Raw genomic sequence first — 15,597 nt, 5'->3', positions numbered from 1 at the left:
AACCTAATTCATTATATAAATGATCAAGCTTTTCAAATTCAAACTGGTGAAATTCTTTATTTTTCATATCCCCAATGGTTCCTCTGTAGATAAAATCAAAACTTGATACATTTTTTCCAAAACTTTTAAAATACCAAGGCAGTTTATGCGTAAGATACGCACCAACAAATTTGTCGTTGTAATATTTACCTCCTTCCATGGTAGCGAAGCCAAGATAGGATGTCAGGTTGAAGTTCAGTCCGCCGTGTCCGTTCCCTAAACCGTTCATGGTGAAATTTTTCCAGATCGGAGCTTCACCGGTAATAATTCCACCGTAAGCTCTGATTCCGGTAACTCCTAATTTTGTTTTGAAGTTATGAACAAAAAGTGCATCAAATCTGCTGAAATTAAAATCTCCGTCTAAAGTTTTGAACCCCTGCTCATAATTTAAGTAAAGTTCCGGAAGATTTTGCTCATAGGTGTATTTTCCGGTTGGCGTCATAATATTCTTTGAGTTTGGAGAATATTTTAAAGTAATCGTTGATGAAGCAATATCAAACTGATTTCCCAAACCTTTATAGCTGTAAGCAAATTTAGATTCTTCCTGAGTTTTTTTAGCCGAAACATTCACCGTTAATCCATTGGTAATGTCATTCTCATAACTAACTTTAAAACCTTCATAGCCATAGAAAACACCGTTGTTCAGTGCAACTCCGGAGTTCATTATTTTCATTCTGAAATTCCACAAATTTTCCGAGAAACGTCCGGCCGCCATGACATCATTGAAATATTCCACACGGAAAAACGAATTCTTATTTAAAGTCGTTCGAATATCAACGCCGGCTCCGAATTTAAAGTCTTTGTCATAAATTCCGTAAGCGAAATAAGCGTCTGGAGAAATATATTTATTAAACTTTTCATTCAGCTTTGCACCGGCTCCGAAACGGAAGTGCTCATATTTATTGTAACCAATCAATCTCGCCAAATCAAAATCAACAATTCCTATGCGGATTTTTCCTTTTAATAAACCTGTTAAAGCTTTTGCTTTTTGGTCAAGCTTATATTTGCTGCTTAAACTATCTATTTTAGTATACGTTGTCGCTTCACGGTCTGTCAGGTTTTCTGTTCTGTACTGATCAATCAGATTCCCGTCAGAATTTTTCACATCAATTGTGTAGCCTTTGAAATCCTGCGGTTTTTCTTCAATTGGTGTTTTAAAATCAAAATAATCTGCAGTGGCGAAAGCATAACTTCCAAATTTCTTTCTGTTGTTTTTATCTGCCTCTTTTTCTTCCTTGGTTCGTTTTTTCTCCGAATTATCATCATTATCAAAAGAAGTGGAACCCATTTTAATTTTATAGTTTTCGTTTACCAAAAACCATTTATTTTCGATCGGCTTCCAGATGCTGGTAATGCTTCCTTCGCTTTTAATCTTACTGTTGCTTTCGATTTTTTTCAAAGCGTAGGTTTCTTTGTCTACATACAGGTAACCATTGAATTTTCTTTTATTCACCGCCTCTTTGTAATCAACCTGACGAAAACGGATTACGTAATTTTCTCTTCCGTCAATTTCAATAGAATCGGTCAGGAAGAATCTATAAAGGTTTCTGTTTTCTTCTTTAATCTCTTTCGGAACAACATTTCTGTTCGAACGGAAAGCCATTAATTCATAGATAGGTTCTTTTAAACCTGCAATTTTATTATCTAAAATATTGGTTTTCTCACCGTATTTTTTAGAATACAAACTTTGAGAAGCCCGTTCCCACAAAAACATTTTGCTTTTCCCGACCAGTTTCATCAAGTTCACAGATTCCAGAGAATCTTTTCTTTCCTGAGCTTTCATCGGCTGTTGTGGAAGACTTTTTAAAGAATCAATTCTGTTAGCAATGTACGCATTGTAGGCTTTAATGCTGTCTTCATCAAAATCTAAAGAAATTTTTTCGTAAGATTTAAATGAATAGGAATCAAGGCTTAATGGAGAATTCTGCTTGTAATTATCATTGATTTTTCTGAGGATTTCCAGAGCTCTTGGATCACTTTTATCTTCAAGGATTACCGTCTGAATATTTTGAGTTTTAGAATCAGCTTTCGATAAAAAAACTTCCATCACTTTGTCAACCACAACGTCATCTTCGAAAAAACCTCTCGCAGAAACTTCTACTTTTTTACATTTTGTTCTAAAATTAAGTGTGCCGGAAGCGTCGGTCTTTCCTATCAATTTGTTATCACAGGTCACCGAAGCATTAGAAATCACAGACTGATCTCCGGAATTTTTAACGACGATTTTCGACTGTGAGAAAGTGCTGATGTATCCGAATGATAACAGCAGGAAATACAATTTTTTCATAAAGAATTTCTAACAATTAAATTTGATTGGCTGGTATTGACTTTCTATTCAGATTTTTATCAAATCGAAAATTGTGACAATTAAATCAGCTATGGCAAATAAAGTGCCGCAGATGTTAAAAATTCTTAATGTAATTTAATTATCAGTTGAGATGAGCCTGTTTTTCAGCAAATTCTTTAGAGAATTTTATTCTGTCTTCTTCCAGTTTCTCCTGATTATCGGGTAAAATATAGTTGAATAAAATTTTGTTTTCGTTGTCTAAGAAAATCATTTCTTTTTCTTCACCATCGATCATCTGTGAGAAAATTGCCCACATGGAAGTATCTTTTAATCTCAGTAATTCGAAAAACTGTTCTGCTTTTATTTCTATTTTTTTCATTGATTTTCTTCTAAATAATTTTCATTTATTTTAAAAACACTCCGTCAAAAATAATATTTAATTTTTTGACATTCCCCGAAAGAAGGGAATTAAAACTCCAATAGTTTTAATTTAAACTGAAAGGCAAAATTCTGTTTAAAACTGTAAGTTGTATAATATCCTACTCTGTAGAAAACACCTAAATTAAAGTACGAAGAAAGGAAATTATTCCATTCCACTCCAACCTCCTGATACAGATGATCTAGTTTTCTGAATCTGAAATCATGATATTCGGGATGCTTCATATCACCGATCGTTCCTCTCAAAACAAAATCAAAACTTGAAACATTCTGTCCGATACTTTTAAAATACCAAGGCAGTTTATGCGTTAAATAATACGCGACAAACCGGTCATTATAAAATTTTCCACCTTCCAGTGTGGCAAATCCCAGATAGGAAGTAAGGTTGAAATTAATATCCCGACTTGGCGACGCCAGACCGTTCATTGTAAAATGTTTCCAGATGGGAGCTTCTCCCAAAACCAATCCGCCATATAATCTGAGACCTGTGGTTCCCAAACCGGTTTTGAAATTCTGTACAAACAAAGCGTCGAAACGGGTATAATTGAAATCTCCGCCCAGTGCTTTAAAACTCTGTTCAAAATTAAAATAGAGCTCAGGATATTTTTGGTCAATCAGAGATTTTCCCTGAGGCGTCATAATGTTGGTTGAGTTGGGAGAATATTTCAGCGTAACTAGGGTGTTGAAGTTTTCAAAACTTGCCCCACCATTTCGGAAATTATAGTCAAACTTTGCTTCCTCTGTATTTCGTCTTGCAGCAAAAGCCAACGTTAATCCATTGGTGACGTCATTGAGATAAGATACAGAAGCACCTTCGTAGCGGTAATATTTATCGTTATTGATATTATTTCCGTAGTTCATCATCCGCATTCGGAAAGTCCAGAGTCTGCGGTAAAATTCTCCTGAAGAATTTACATCATCATAATATTCAATTCTGAAAAATGAGTTTTTATCGAGGGTGGTTTTAATGTCAAGCCCGATTCCATACTTCAGTTTATCGTCTCCCAAACCGTATGCAAAATAATAATCCGGTGAGAAGTAAGGATTGAAATTCTCGTTCAGTTTTCCTTTCAAACCTAATCTGAAACCTTCGTATAAGTTATAATTGACAATTTCGCCAATATCAAAATCGAAACTTCCTACACGCACCTGTCCGTTGATTAAGCCTGTTAAAATTCTTGCTTTACGGTCAACGTTATATTTTTTTCCCAAACTGTCGATGACGAAGTAGGTATTTTTTTCACGCTCAGATAAAGGTTCGGTTCTGTATTTTTGCAGCGTTTTCCCGTCCGCATTCTTTACGGTAAAAGTATAGCCTCTGAAGTCTTTTTGATCTTCTTCAATGGGCGATTCATAATCAAAATATTTCGAACTCAGATATGCGTACGTTCCGAAGCTTTTCTTATGTTTTTTCTGCTGATTTTCAGGATCGTTTTCTGCATCAGCAGTATTCATCATCATTCGGCTCATTCTCAGCTTTACACTTTCTTCGGACAGAAACCATCTGTTGTTAAAAAAGGTCCAGGTACTTGAGATGTTTCCCTCGTTTTTATCTTTACTGATGCTTTCTATTTTTTTGATTCCGTAGGTATCAGTATCGATATATAAATAGCCATTGAACTTTCTGCGTTTTACCGATTTTTTGTAACTCACTTCACGGAAGCGGATCACAAAGTTTTTTCTGCCTTCCACTTCAATAGAATCGGTGAGGTAAAATCTGTACAGACCGCGGTTTTCAGGCTTAATCTGTTCCGGAATTTTATCTCTGTTTCCCTGCAGGGCAATTAATTCATAAATAGGTTGCTTCAAACCTGAGATACGGTTGTCGAGAATATTCACTTTTTCACCGTACTTTTTTGAATATAAATATTCCTGAGCACGTTCCCAGAGAAACAGTTTGCTTTTAGAAAAGATTCTCCTGGCCGAAACATCGTTCATAGAATCTTTGGTTTTTTGCTTTCTGAAAAGATTAAAATCGCTGTTGAAAATTTCTGTATACGCAGAGATGCTGTCCTGATCTATATCTAAAGAGATTTTGTCGTAAGATTTATAAGTGTAAGAATCTAAACTGCGTGGAGAATTGCTGTTGAAAAACTGATTGACTTTTCGTAAAATTTCCAGCGCCTGCGGATCGCTTTTATCTTCTAAAATGACAGTTTCTATCGACTGCGTTTTTGACGAACTGTTAATTAAAGTAACGGTCATTTCATCTTCGACCAGTGCGCTTTCCTTGAAATAATTACTGGCTTTAATCTGTATGCTTTTGCATTTAGATTTAAATTCTAAAAACCCATTTTCATTTGTTTTCCCAAGAATTTTATCACTACATGAGATAATTGCGTCCGGAATTGGAGTACCGTTGGCTTCATTAATTACTGTGAGTTTTGATTGCGAAAAACCAAAAACAAACATCAACAGAAATAAAAAAATAAGCCCCTTTTTCATGAAAAAAATCTACCACAAAATTACTGATATTTCTTTGGGTAAGAAAGTTTTTGAAACGAAGTTTTGGAATTCAGTTTTACTGTAAATAATGAGAGATTAAATTTTTAACTGCAAAAAAAACAAATACTTTAAGAATCAATTAGCTATTCAGAGGCTGACAAAATGGTAGGTTAGAGGTTCTACATATTGTAATTCTTTTGTTATGATTTCCGTGATCATTTCTTTTGAATCTTTTGCGGTTAAAGAAAATTATTGATCATTCAAAGCAGTCATAAAATCAATAATTTCATCAATTTCTTTTTCGCTTAAATTTAATTTTGCATCTGAAAGCGTTTGATTGTCCACTTTTAATCCTAATCCATTTCCGCCACCTTTGTTATAAAAATTCACAACTTCTTTCAACGTTTTATAACCGCCGTTGTGCATGTAAGGAGCCGTTTTACTGATGTTTCTGAGCGTAGGAGTTTTAAATGAATTCTGAAGAAAAGCCACCGTCTCATGAAATTTTCCTCTGCCTAAATCCTGGTCGGTCTTTCTGTTTGAAGCATTTTCTGCAACACCCAAAACTTCCTGTTCGGTTTTATTAAAATTGGGTGGAACTGTTCCATTGAACAATGGAACAAAATGACAGATCGCACACTGTGCTTTCCCTACAAACAGATTAAAGCCTTTTTTCTGTTTTTCCGTCATCGCAGATTTGTTTCCCCTCATATATTCATCAAAATCTGAACTGAAAGCCGCTAAAGAACGGATGTAACTTGCCAAAACATTCTGCAGTTGCCAGACTTCGGTCTTTTTTGTTTTGTAAATTTTCTCGAAGTCTTTTTGGTATTTTTTATCAAGATTTATTTTGGCAATAATCGCATTCATATCGCCGTGCATTTCCTTTTTATTGGTGATCACATCAGAACTTTGCCCTTCAAGATCATCTTTTCTCATATCCCAAAACTGACCGTGTTGAAAAGCAGAGTAGTTCAGCGATGGTGTATTTCTCTGCAGAGCCACATTCTCCAGTGACATCGATTTTTCTAAACCGTCGGTGAACGCTTTTTCAGCAATGTGACAGGTTCCACAGCTTCTTGAATTGCTGTTGGACAATATTTTATCACTGAAAAGCTGTTTTCCCAAACTTACTTTTTCAGGTGACATCTCATATTCTTTACCGGGAACAAACGCGTTGGGATTGAAAGCGTCTTTAGAAAAAAAAGTTGACGCATTTTTATGTAGAGCCGAAGTCACTTCAACATCCGGAATATTTTCTTCTTTTTTAAACTGAAGAAGCAGTGACGAGATTTTATTTAAATGATTGGGAATAAAATTAATATAATCGAAAGTGTTTTTATCTGGGTTTTTCTTTAAAATTCCACTGGCAGTAACGATTTCACTGACGATTTGTTTTAAAGATTTCTGTTGAGATTTTTCTGTCGAAATCTGTTCTAAAGTCCATCTTACACCTTCTAATGCAAAAGGCATTTCTTCTAAAAATGTTCCTGAAATCGGAGTGTCAAAACCCGCAATTCCCAAACTTGAAATTCTGAAAACCTGCTGTCTCAACGCGTCAAAAACCTGATCTTTGCTGATCGTAATTACCAAAAAGTTAGCTTTAATGGTATTGCTTTTATTGGTGAGCTTTTTTAAAATTCTGATCAGTTCTTCTCTGTTCTGTTTTTCATACGGATAAATCATTTCCTCGATCACCTGAAGACCTTCGGGTTCAATTTCGGTGTGCTCTTCCATTTCGATTTCCGGAAGAGCCGGGCCATTCATAAATCTGGCCGTGTTGGGAAGGAAATATTCCACTGCCCATTCCATTTTTTTGTAGGTTTTTCTGAGCTGCTGAAATTTCTCCTGAAGAATTTTACTTTCAGCATCTTTTGAAACCAGATCCATCAGTTCATTGGTCTGCCTGAGAAATTCAAGATTATTTTTAAAAATTTCCTTTTTTACAGCAGTCAGGTCATTCACGATTGGCTTTTGATCGGTCTGACACTGTAAAATTCCAAAAAAGATAAACGTAATAATAAGAAAGATGGCGAGAGGATATTTGAGAATAAATTTCATTGTTTATAAAAAAGCATCAATAGAGAAAACTCTACTGATACTTTGCTTAATTAATGGTTATAAAAATTATTTTTGAACGTTTCTGATCAGAATGATCTGCCCGCCTTCTTTGTTAGTATTCACGCCGGCGCCGTCAGCATTTTTGAAAGCATCTTTCTGCCACGTATGAGAGTGAATATTCACAGCAAAAGTATTTGGAACCCCGATGATATCAGAAACATCGATCATTGCTCCATATTCCCATGAACCGAATTTGTTTAAAGTTCCGGATTGGTTGTACGCAGTCTGCCACGCTGGATTGTTTCTGTCATGTTTCATGTTTAACCACGGTTTGTACTGCTTCGTGCTGATGTTCAGCTGCCAGATGTAAGAATCGTGCGTTGCAGCAGGGTAATAAGAATCGCCGTCTTCCTGAATATAAACGAAATTTTCTGTCACACAAAGGTTGTCCGGGTTGATCAGGTTGTTTCCGGGGTTAGAATCTCCTTCAGCCACAACTTCCAGTTTTCCTGTCAGCATATTGCTTTCATTGAGAACCAGTTTGTAAACTCTTCCCCACATTGTCAATCCCGGTTTAGGATTCACACCGTCTGAAGATTCTCCGGTTGCTGTAAAATAAATTTCTCTTCCTTTTCCTGCACCTTTTCTGTAATCTACATCTTCAACTCTCGAAAAACGGATTGCATTAATATCTAAATTTTTCTGATTGATCTGAGCTCCTGTAAGGTTTTTAGCATTGGTGATTTCTACAAATTCCACATCATACTGAGAACCTTTGGTCATATTGGTTTCCGTGGTATTGTTGTTGGTTCTTTTTAATGAATACAGTTTTCCATTGTCAAGATCTCCCGGTGTATTGGCAACATACATGATCAGCTGACCTGCAGATTGGTGAGAAGTAGAGTAGGACTGGTCTTCCCCGATTAAGATATAAGATTTTCCGTTAGAAACATCTTTAGGTAGCGGAACTGCATTTTCCATAGAAGCTTTTCCCAGTGCGGGTTTTACTCTGGTCTGGTCAGAAGCCTGTGCAGCTGCTGCCATAGGGTTGATGGCGTGTACCATACTTTCTTCGCCAGATTCTCCTGCCGTTAGAAATGCACTGAAACCATGTTCCTGAGGCGTTGCCAAAGTAGCAGAACACAATCTTGTCATGCCACCGATTCCGTTTAGAATATATTCTCCTTTTACAGGTTTAAATGTTCTATCTAAATAAACTCTTGAAACCGACTGTGTGATTTCATGATTCGTTAACATCAGATATCCGTCAGATGCAGGATCTTTCATAATTCCCATTCCGTCCGGCTGACCTGCAAATACAAAGTTTGGACTTCCCGGCAACACATCTGAACTGGAGATCAGAGTCGTGATTTGCATATCTTCAAAACCTGGCATTCCAAATGCGAAAGCTGGCTCTTTTGAGAAATTTTCAAGTTTAATGTTTTCATTTACCGCATTCTCGGTGTTGTCTTTATCGTCATTACAACTCGTAAATGCCGCTGCTGATAAAAATAATACAGCAATAGATTGAGAAATTTTCATAATACTTTCTATAGTTTTAGGTTGTGACAAAACTATGAGTCTAGTATGAACTTAAGTTTACGGCGAGAACACAAAAAAATTAACTTTAATATAGGATTCAGTTCACATTGTTACGGGAACTTCAATAATTAGAATCAGTCAAAATAAAAAAGTCCCGAAAACTTTCGGGACCTGTGTATTTTAGATGGAAGCTGTATTACATTGCTTCTTCTTTAGTGATGGTGATTTCTTTTAATACCTTTCCAGTTTTATCGGTGTACAGATATTTAATGTGGTTAATTCCCAGCGCAGAAGTCTGACTAAAGACCTGCTTAATCTGTCCGGACTGCAGCATGGCATCTTTCATTGCTTTTTCTGTTCCTGCTATTGCCAGTGCTTTTTTGAAACTGTCAGGAACTTCACAGGTATACACCAGATTATTTTCTGCATCCGCTTTAATACTTGTGATTTTTGTTCCCGTTGAAGGATCCTCAATCGGTAGATTTTTGTTGAATGATTCAAGAATACTGTTCAGTTGCGCATTGTTGGGTTTGTCTCCTGCAGCGATTGATTTAAAGTTGACATCTTTTGCTACAGTTTTATTGTCGATGGTTTTATCTAAAATCACTTTGGAATTCAGTCCATACACTTTCACATTAAACTTCACGCCTCTGTCAAAAAGTTCCTGCCCCACTTTTTCGCTTCTGATGGCCTGTGCGATAAGATCGGGAAGAGCCCCGGTTACAAGGTCGCTTTCCATTCCGCTGCCATCATAGTCGGTGTCTACAGAAATATCAACCTGATCCGGACTGGAAGTTGTAGCCTTGGTCGATTTAATTTTGTTGTTGGCGATCATCCCCGAAGAACGGTTATACATATCCACAAATTCCTGAGTCTTGTCTTTTTCACTCTTACAAGACATTAACAGCAGTGAAGCCATTAGAATAAAAAGTACTTTTTTCATAAAATAATATTTTAGGAAAAGATAAGAACAAAACAGAAACCATTTGACTTCTCCTGAAGATTTTTCTAAATATTTTTGATTAGTAATAAGTCAATTGAAAGCAGCTCGTTTGTCATTCCGCTGGAATCTAAACAGACTAATAAAGCATTGTTGAGATTCCTACGGAATGACAAAGCGACTGGTAAACAATCTGTAACGTTGTGAACTATGAGCATTTAAACAAGTAAAGAATGTTTTCCCACAGATCGCACAGATTTGCACAGATGTTTGAAAGCTTTCATTACAATCAAAACGATTGTATTACGAAAATAAGTAACAGAAAATATAATCTTTTGTTAAAAATATAATGGGCTGTATTTGCTTTTATTACAGATGATTATTAGGTTTTTCAATTCTCGTTGTGAGGATAAATGGAGATTTATTTAAGAGATTTAAAGGATTTGTAAGCTTTTATGAGATTCAAATATTGTCATTCATTAATAGAAATTAGAAAATTTATGTTGCGTTTTGAGAGAAATAGAAAAGTTGATAGTTTTTTGAATGGTTTGATTTTGTAAAAATTCAGTTCAATTTTATTTTTTTTATTAATTTCATAGTTAATTGAATTAATGTTTTAAAATAACTAAGTAATTTATTATTTTTAACAAATATCAAATATCTCAATTTTAAAAATCTAAAAAACACAAATTGAAAAGTATAATATTTATTGGAGGAATTCACGGAAGCGGCAAAGGCAGAATTTGTGAAGAGATAACAGGTAAGTCTAACCTAGTACATTTAACAGCAAGTCAAGTTTTAAAATGGAATGAAATAAGTAATAAAAATGAAAAGATAGTGAAGAATATTAGCGACACTCAAAATCGTTTAATAGATAATTTAAAAAACATAGTTAGTGATAAAAATAAATATTTATTAGATGGACACTTTTGTCTTCTTAATAAAGATAGAATCCCAGAAAAAATACCAATTAAAACTTTCCTAGATATTGCCCCAGTTAAGCTTATACTTGTGACTGCAAACCCAGAATTGATTAGAGAACGACTTGCAAATAGAGATAATATGAACTATAGTATTGAATTAATTGAAAAATTTCAAAATTTAGAAATTGAATTTTCTAAAGAAATAAGCCATGTTTTAGGATCACCACTTCACCTTATAAACAGTGAGGAATTTGATATTGATAATACTTTAAATTTTTTGAGATGAGAATACTTTTAGATACAAATATAATTGTGCATAGAGAAGCCAGCAAGATTTACAATCAAGATATCGGACTATTATTTAACTGGCTTGACAAAATGCATTTTGAAAAATGTGTACATCCGGTTTCTGTAGATGAAATTTCTACATATCAAGATGCCGACGTAGTTAATACAATGAAAGTAAAAATTGCAAATTACAATGTGCTTAAAACCATATCTCAGGATTCTGATGCAATTAAATCTTTAAGGCTAAATGATAAATCAACCAATGATTCTAATGATACTTCAATTTTAAATGAGCTAGCAAGTGGCAGAGTGAATTATCTAATTACTGAAGATAAAGGAATTCATAGAAAAGCAAAGGTGCTTGGAATTGCAGATAAAGTCTATAAAATAGATTCTTTCATTGAAAAATTAGTATTCGAAAATCCTGATTTATCCGATTATAAAGTTCTCTCAGTCAAGAAAGAATATTTTGGAAATATTGATCTTAATGATCAATTTTTCAATTCATTCAAAGAAGACTATGCAGAATTTGAAAGTTGGTTTAATTCAAAATCTGACAAAGAATCCTATGTATGTTTAGTAGAAGGTAAGGTAAAAGCTTTTTTGTTTTTAAAAGTAGAAAATGCTAATGAAAATTACGCTGATATCACTCCTGCTTTTGAATCAAAAAAAAGATTAAAAATTGGAACATTCAAGGTTACCTCAACTGGTTATAAATTAGGAGAAAGATTTTTAAAAGTAATTTTTGATAATGCATTAGCAAATAACGTTGACGAAATTTATGTAACTATTTTTGAAAAAAGAGAAGAACAACAAAGGCTTGTAAGTCTTTTGGATGAGTGGGGCTTTAAAAAGTGGGGAATTAAAAGTACTAAGAACGGAGTAGAAAGTGTTTTTGTTCGAGACTTTTCTAGATCTATTACATCCAATCCGAGAGAATGTTTTCCATATATTGATAGAAATTCAAGAATTTTTATTAATCCAATCTGGCCTGATTATCATACAGAACTATTTCCCGATTCGATACTGAACAATGAATCTCCGCAAGATTATGTAGAAAATGAACCGCATAGAAACGCATTGAAAAAAGTATATATTTCAAGATCATATACAAGGAATTTGAGATCTGGAGATATAATTTTATTTTATAGAACTGGTGGAAAATACGCTGGCGTGATTTCTACAATTGGTGTAGTTGAAAACACAATATTAAGTATCGCAAATGAAGAAGAATTTGTTAGATTGTGCAGGAAAAGAAGTGTCTTTGATGATGATGAATTAAAAAAGTGGTGGAATTACAATAAGAATAATAGACCATTTATTGTTAATTTTTTGTATGTAGATTCTCTTCCAAAACCAAAAGTTAATTTGTTAAGGTTAATTGAGTTAGGTGTTATTAAATCAATTAATGATGTGCCAAGAGGTTTTGTTCAAATTGAAAAGAGTAAATTTGAAGAATTTTTAAAAGAAGCAAGAGCCAATGAAAGTTATATTGTCAATTAAGCCATACTATGCAGAAAAAATCCTAACAGGAGAGAAAACGTATGAACTTAGGAAATCTATATTTAGAGTTCCAAATATAAAAACAGTTATTATATATGCTTCATCTCCTATTAGCAGAATAATTGGAGAATTTGAAGTTGATGGGATCATCCATGAAGAAGTTACAACACTGTGGAAAAAGACAAAAGAGTTTGCAGCTGTTGAAAAAAGCTTTTTTGACGAATATTTTGCTGATAAAGAAAAAGGATATGCCATTAAAATTAAAAATTTCAAAAGATATAACGAGACATACAATATTATGGAAAAGTATGGAATAACTGCTCCACAATCGTTTTCGTACACAGATAAGTAAACTTTCCTGTAACATTAGTTTTAAAATAATTTAAATTATCAGAAAATAAAAACCTCGCCCTCCGCGAGGTTTTCCCATTTTAGAAAAAATAAAATCCCAATCCCATACTAAGCAAAAATATTTTTATATTTGTTTTAAGAACAACAAAAAACAAAATGATGATAGTAAGAAATAATCCCGCATTGTATGCGCAGGCTTCCGGCAATCCCGGTTCCAAAATCCAACCCAACAATTTTCAACCCATTTCCCATCTTAAAAAACGGTAAACCGTTCCGTCTGACCGTTCAGGCATTTCGAAGACCGCTTCAACCCCTTCGAAAGGGCATTCAGGCATTCCGTTGACGTAATCAACCACTTCGTAGAGGCGTTCAAGTGCTTCGTAAAGGAAATCAAGCATTTCGAAGAAGCAATCAACCATTCCGAAGAGACAATCAACCACTCCGAAGAGGCAATCAAGCAGTTCGAAGAGGCAATCAAGTACAATTTATTATATTTCAATACTTTACGGGCGTTTCCGAAAAGTAGAGAGATTCATCAGACAAGCAAAAATAGACTTCAAACCCATTTTTAAACACAAAAAATTATTTTATTATGAAAAAAGAACAGGTAGTACGTACTTTCAGATTAGCAGACTCCGTACTGAAACAAAAGGCAGATGAAATGATCGCTTTGATCGACAGAGACATCACCGAATTTACAGACCGTGGCTATAACGCCGACAAAAAGACCGAACTGACCACAGCCCGAACCGCGGTAGACAATTTCCCAAGCGATGAACAGCTGGAATCCATCAAAATGGATCTCACCGAACAGAAAGATGCCGCCAGAAAAGCCCTGGAAAAATCGATGCGCAGTATTTTTAAGATGGCAGAAAATGTTTTCGGACTCTACAGTGCCAAATACAAGGAATTCGGAAATGCAGCAATCAGTCAGCTCAGCGATGCCGAGGTGGTGCGCATTGCCAAAATGATGAGTGTGACGGCAGAAAAATATCTTCCCCAACTTGCTGACGAAGGTCTGACCTCAGATAAAATCAATACCCTGATCACCCAGCGTGAAGTTTTGGATGTTGCCATCGATGCACAGGCTCAAGGCGTTTCCGACCGTGATGTAGCCGCAGAAGCCCGTGTAGAAGCCCTCAACAAACTCTACCAACTGCTCACTAAATACGCCGGCACCGGTCAGGATATTTTTTACGAAACCAACGAAGCCAAATACAACGACTACATCATCTACGACACCCCAAGCGGCCTGCCGGAAGATGCGCCTGCCAATCCGGTGTAAACTTCTCGATACGGTTTTTTCAAAACCTACTCGAAGTGACGCCAGGTTGGCACGTTACAACAAGCCTCGTCAGTCGTCCGTCAGTTCGAGTGTCCCGATGAAATCGGGATGTATCGAGAACCAGTGAACCGGAGCACAAAATCTGTCTTGAAAACAAAAACTTCTCGATACGGTTTTTTCAATACCTACTCGAAGTGACGGTGAGTTTACAAGATAGGTAGTCGCCCGTCAGTCGCCCGTCAGTTCGAGTGTTTTTCTCCGCTCGGCGAAGAAAAATGTATCGAGAACCAGTGAACCGAAGGACAAGATTTGTCTTCAAAACAAAAACTTCTCGATACGGTTTTTTCAAAACCTACTCGAAGTGACGGTATGTTTACAAGATAGGTAGTCGCTTAGTGAGTCGCCCGTCAGTCGCCCCGTCAGTTCGAGTGTTTTTCTCCGCTCGGCGTAGAAAAATGTATCGAGAACCAGTGAACCGAAGGACAAAATCTGTCTTGAAAACAAAAACTTCTCGATACGGTTTTTTCAATACCTACTCGAAGTGACGGTGAGTTTACAAGATAGGTAGTCGCCCGTCAGTCGCCCGTCAGTTCGAGTGTTTTTCTCCGCTCGGCGGAGAAAAATGTATCGAGAACCAGTGAACCGGAGCACAAAACCTGTCTTCAAAACAAAACCTTCTCGATACGGTTTTTTCAAAACCTACTCGAAGTGACGGTGTCTTTACAAGATAGGTAGACGCTTAGTCAGTCGTCCGTCAGTTCGAGTGTTTTTCTCCGCTCGGCGGAGAAAAATGTATCGAGAACCAGTGAACCGGAGCACAAAACCTGTCTTCAAAACAAAAACTTCTCGATACGGTTTTTTCAAAATCTACTCGAAGTGACGGCGTGTTTACAAAATACCAAGTGACTTCATCAAGTCTAATTGAATTAACGTACTAATAAGTTTAATCATGCAAACCTCATTTGTCTACATCTTACTTTGTGCCGACAACACCCCTATTACACCGGTGTCACAGAAAATGTCTACAAACGTTTTGACGAACATCAGGACGGAAAACACTTCGGTTCTTACACCTTCTCAAGACGTCCATTACAGCTGGTTTACTTTTGTCAGTTTATGGATATTGAACAAGCAATTGAATTTGAGAAAAAGATAAAGAAATGGTCTCAGGCAAAGAAATTGGCATTAATTGAAGGAAGGTATGAAGACCTGCCAAATCTTGCGAAAAAGAAATTTGATAAGTAATTTACCTGTATCGTCAGTCGCCCGTCAGTTGCCCCGTCAGTTCGAGTGTTTTTTAAGCGTAGCGGAGAAAAATGTATCGAGAACCCGTGAACCGGAGCACAAAACCTGTCTTCAAAACAAAAGCTTCTCGATACGGTTTTTTTTCAAAAACCTACTCGAAGTGACGCTTCGTTTACACGATACAAGAGGCTTCGTCAGTCGCTCGTCAGTTCGAGTGTTTTTCGAAGTGAAACGGAGAAAAATGTATCGA

At 35.8% G+C, this 15,597-nt stretch carries 12 protein-coding genes; 5 read left to right on the top strand and 7 right to left on the bottom strand.

Annotation, left to right across the window (positions count from 1 at the left end; all coding sequences use genetic code 11):
* From OMO38_RS08105 to OMO38_RS08080, 6 genes are all read right to left on the bottom strand, one after another.
* A partial coding sequence (locus OMO38_RS08105) for a DUF5686 family protein (protein ID WP_264749696.1) occupies positions 1 to 2,326 on the bottom strand: 2,326 nt, incomplete at its 3' end.
* Positions 2,327 to 2,468: 142 nt separating this feature from the next.
* A complete protein-coding gene (locus OMO38_RS08100) occupies positions 2,469 to 2,705 on the bottom strand; it encodes a hypothetical protein (RefSeq protein WP_264749695.1) in 237 nt (78 codons plus the stop codon).
* Between the two features lie 89 nt (positions 2,706 to 2,794).
* Positions 2,795 to 5,209, bottom strand: a complete 2,415-nt coding sequence (locus OMO38_RS08095; protein ID WP_264749694.1) for a hypothetical protein — start codon at positions 5,207 to 5,209, stop codon at positions 2,795 to 2,797.
* Between the two features lie 249 nt (positions 5,210 to 5,458).
* Positions 5,459 to 7,270 carry a cytochrome-c peroxidase gene (locus OMO38_RS08090; protein ID WP_264749693.1) on the bottom strand — a complete coding sequence of 604 codons (1,812 nt, stop codon included), beginning with the start codon at positions 7,268 to 7,270 and terminating at the stop codon, positions 5,459 to 5,461.
* A 66-nt stretch (positions 7,271 to 7,336) separates the two neighbouring features.
* The gene (locus OMO38_RS08085) at positions 7,337 to 8,812 is read right to left on the bottom strand and encodes a PhoX family protein (protein ID WP_264749692.1); all 1,476 of its coding nucleotides are present in this window, start codon (positions 8,810 to 8,812) and stop codon (positions 7,337 to 7,339) included.
* A gap of 196 nt (positions 8,813 to 9,008) precedes the next feature.
* Entirely contained in the window at positions 9,009 to 9,755 is a 747-nt protein-coding gene (locus OMO38_RS08080; protein WP_264749691.1) for a hypothetical protein, read from the bottom strand.
* 687 nt (positions 9,756 to 10,442) lie between these two features.
* Here OMO38_RS08080 and OMO38_RS08075 point away from each other — a divergent pair.
* From OMO38_RS08075 to OMO38_RS08065, 3 genes are read left to right on the top strand one after another with little or no spacing between them, the layout of a single operon-like run.
* The gene (locus OMO38_RS08075) at positions 10,443 to 10,961 is read left to right on the top strand and encodes an ATP-binding protein (protein WP_264749690.1); all 519 of its coding nucleotides are present in this window, start codon (positions 10,443 to 10,445) and stop codon (positions 10,959 to 10,961) included.
* Positions 10,958 to 12,466, top strand: coding sequence for a PIN domain-containing protein (locus OMO38_RS08070; protein WP_264749689.1), 1,509 nt, complete (start codon positions 10,958 to 10,960; stop codon positions 12,464 to 12,466). The genes OMO38_RS08075 and OMO38_RS08070 overlap by 4 nt, the downstream gene beginning before the upstream one ends.
* A complete protein-coding gene (locus tag OMO38_RS08065; RefSeq protein WP_264749688.1) occupies positions 12,444 to 12,818 on the top strand; it encodes an ASCH domain-containing protein in 375 nt (124 codons plus the stop codon). The genes OMO38_RS08070 and OMO38_RS08065 overlap by 23 nt, the downstream gene beginning before the upstream one ends.
* A 235-nt stretch (positions 12,819 to 13,053) precedes the next feature.
* On the opposite strand, the gene OMO38_RS08060 is transcribed toward OMO38_RS08065, so the two are convergent.
* Positions 13,054 to 13,215: a hypothetical protein gene (locus OMO38_RS08060; protein WP_264749687.1), complete on the bottom strand. Its 162-nt coding sequence runs from the start codon at positions 13,213 to 13,215 to the stop codon at positions 13,054 to 13,056.
* Between the two features lie 194 nt (positions 13,216 to 13,409).
* On the opposite strand from OMO38_RS08060, the gene OMO38_RS08055 reads away from it, so the two are divergent.
* Complete coding sequence (locus tag OMO38_RS08055; protein ID WP_264749686.1) at positions 13,410 to 14,102, top strand: hypothetical protein; 693 nt, start codon at positions 13,410 to 13,412, stop codon at positions 14,100 to 14,102.
* A 978-nt stretch (positions 14,103 to 15,080) separates the two neighbouring features.
* Positions 15,081 to 15,347: a GIY-YIG nuclease family protein gene (locus tag OMO38_RS08050; protein ID WP_319804218.1), complete on the top strand. Its 267-nt coding sequence runs from the start codon at positions 15,081 to 15,083 to the stop codon at positions 15,345 to 15,347.
* Positions 15,348 to 15,597: the final 250 nt, after the last annotated feature.

Origin of the sequence: Chryseobacterium kimseyorum, assembly GCF_025971945.1 — a bacterium.
Taxonomy (GTDB): Bacteria; Bacteroidota; Bacteroidia; order Flavobacteriales; family Weeksellaceae; genus Chryseobacterium; species Chryseobacterium kimseyorum.
The sequence above is the reverse complement of the archived record's forward strand: the minus strand, read 5'-3'. Positions and strand labels throughout refer to the sequence as shown.

Excerpts from the sequence above, each read along its gene's own strand:
- OMO38_RS08100 (WP_264749695.1), bottom strand. The coding sequence starts at position 2,705 with ATGAAAAAAATAGAAATAAAAGCAGAACAGTTTTTCGAATTACTGAGA.
- OMO38_RS08095 (WP_264749694.1), bottom strand. The coding sequence starts at position 5,209 with ATGAAAAAGGGGCTTATTTTTTTATTTCTGTTGATGTTTGTTTTTGGT.
- OMO38_RS08090 (WP_264749693.1), bottom strand. The coding sequence starts at position 7,270 with ATGAAATTTATTCTCAAATATCCTCTCGCCATCTTTCTTATTATTACG.
- OMO38_RS08085 (WP_264749692.1), bottom strand. The coding sequence starts at position 8,812 with ATGAAAATTTCTCAATCTATTGCTGTATTATTTTTATCAGCAGCGGCA.
- OMO38_RS08080 (WP_264749691.1), bottom strand. The coding sequence starts at position 9,755 with ATGAAAAAAGTACTTTTTATTCTAATGGCTTCACTGCTGTTAATGTCT.
- OMO38_RS08070 (WP_264749689.1), top strand. The coding sequence starts at position 10,958 with ATGAGAATACTTTTAGATACAAATATAATTGTGCATAGAGAAGCCAGC.
- OMO38_RS08065 (WP_264749688.1), top strand. The coding sequence starts at position 12,444 with ATGAAAGTTATATTGTCAATTAAGCCATACTATGCAGAAAAAATCCTA.
- OMO38_RS08060 (WP_264749687.1), bottom strand. The coding sequence starts at position 13,215 with ATGCTTGATTTCCTTTACGAAGCACTTGAACGCCTCTACGAAGTGGTT.
- OMO38_RS08055 (WP_264749686.1), top strand. The coding sequence starts at position 13,410 with ATGAAAAAAGAACAGGTAGTACGTACTTTCAGATTAGCAGACTCCGTA.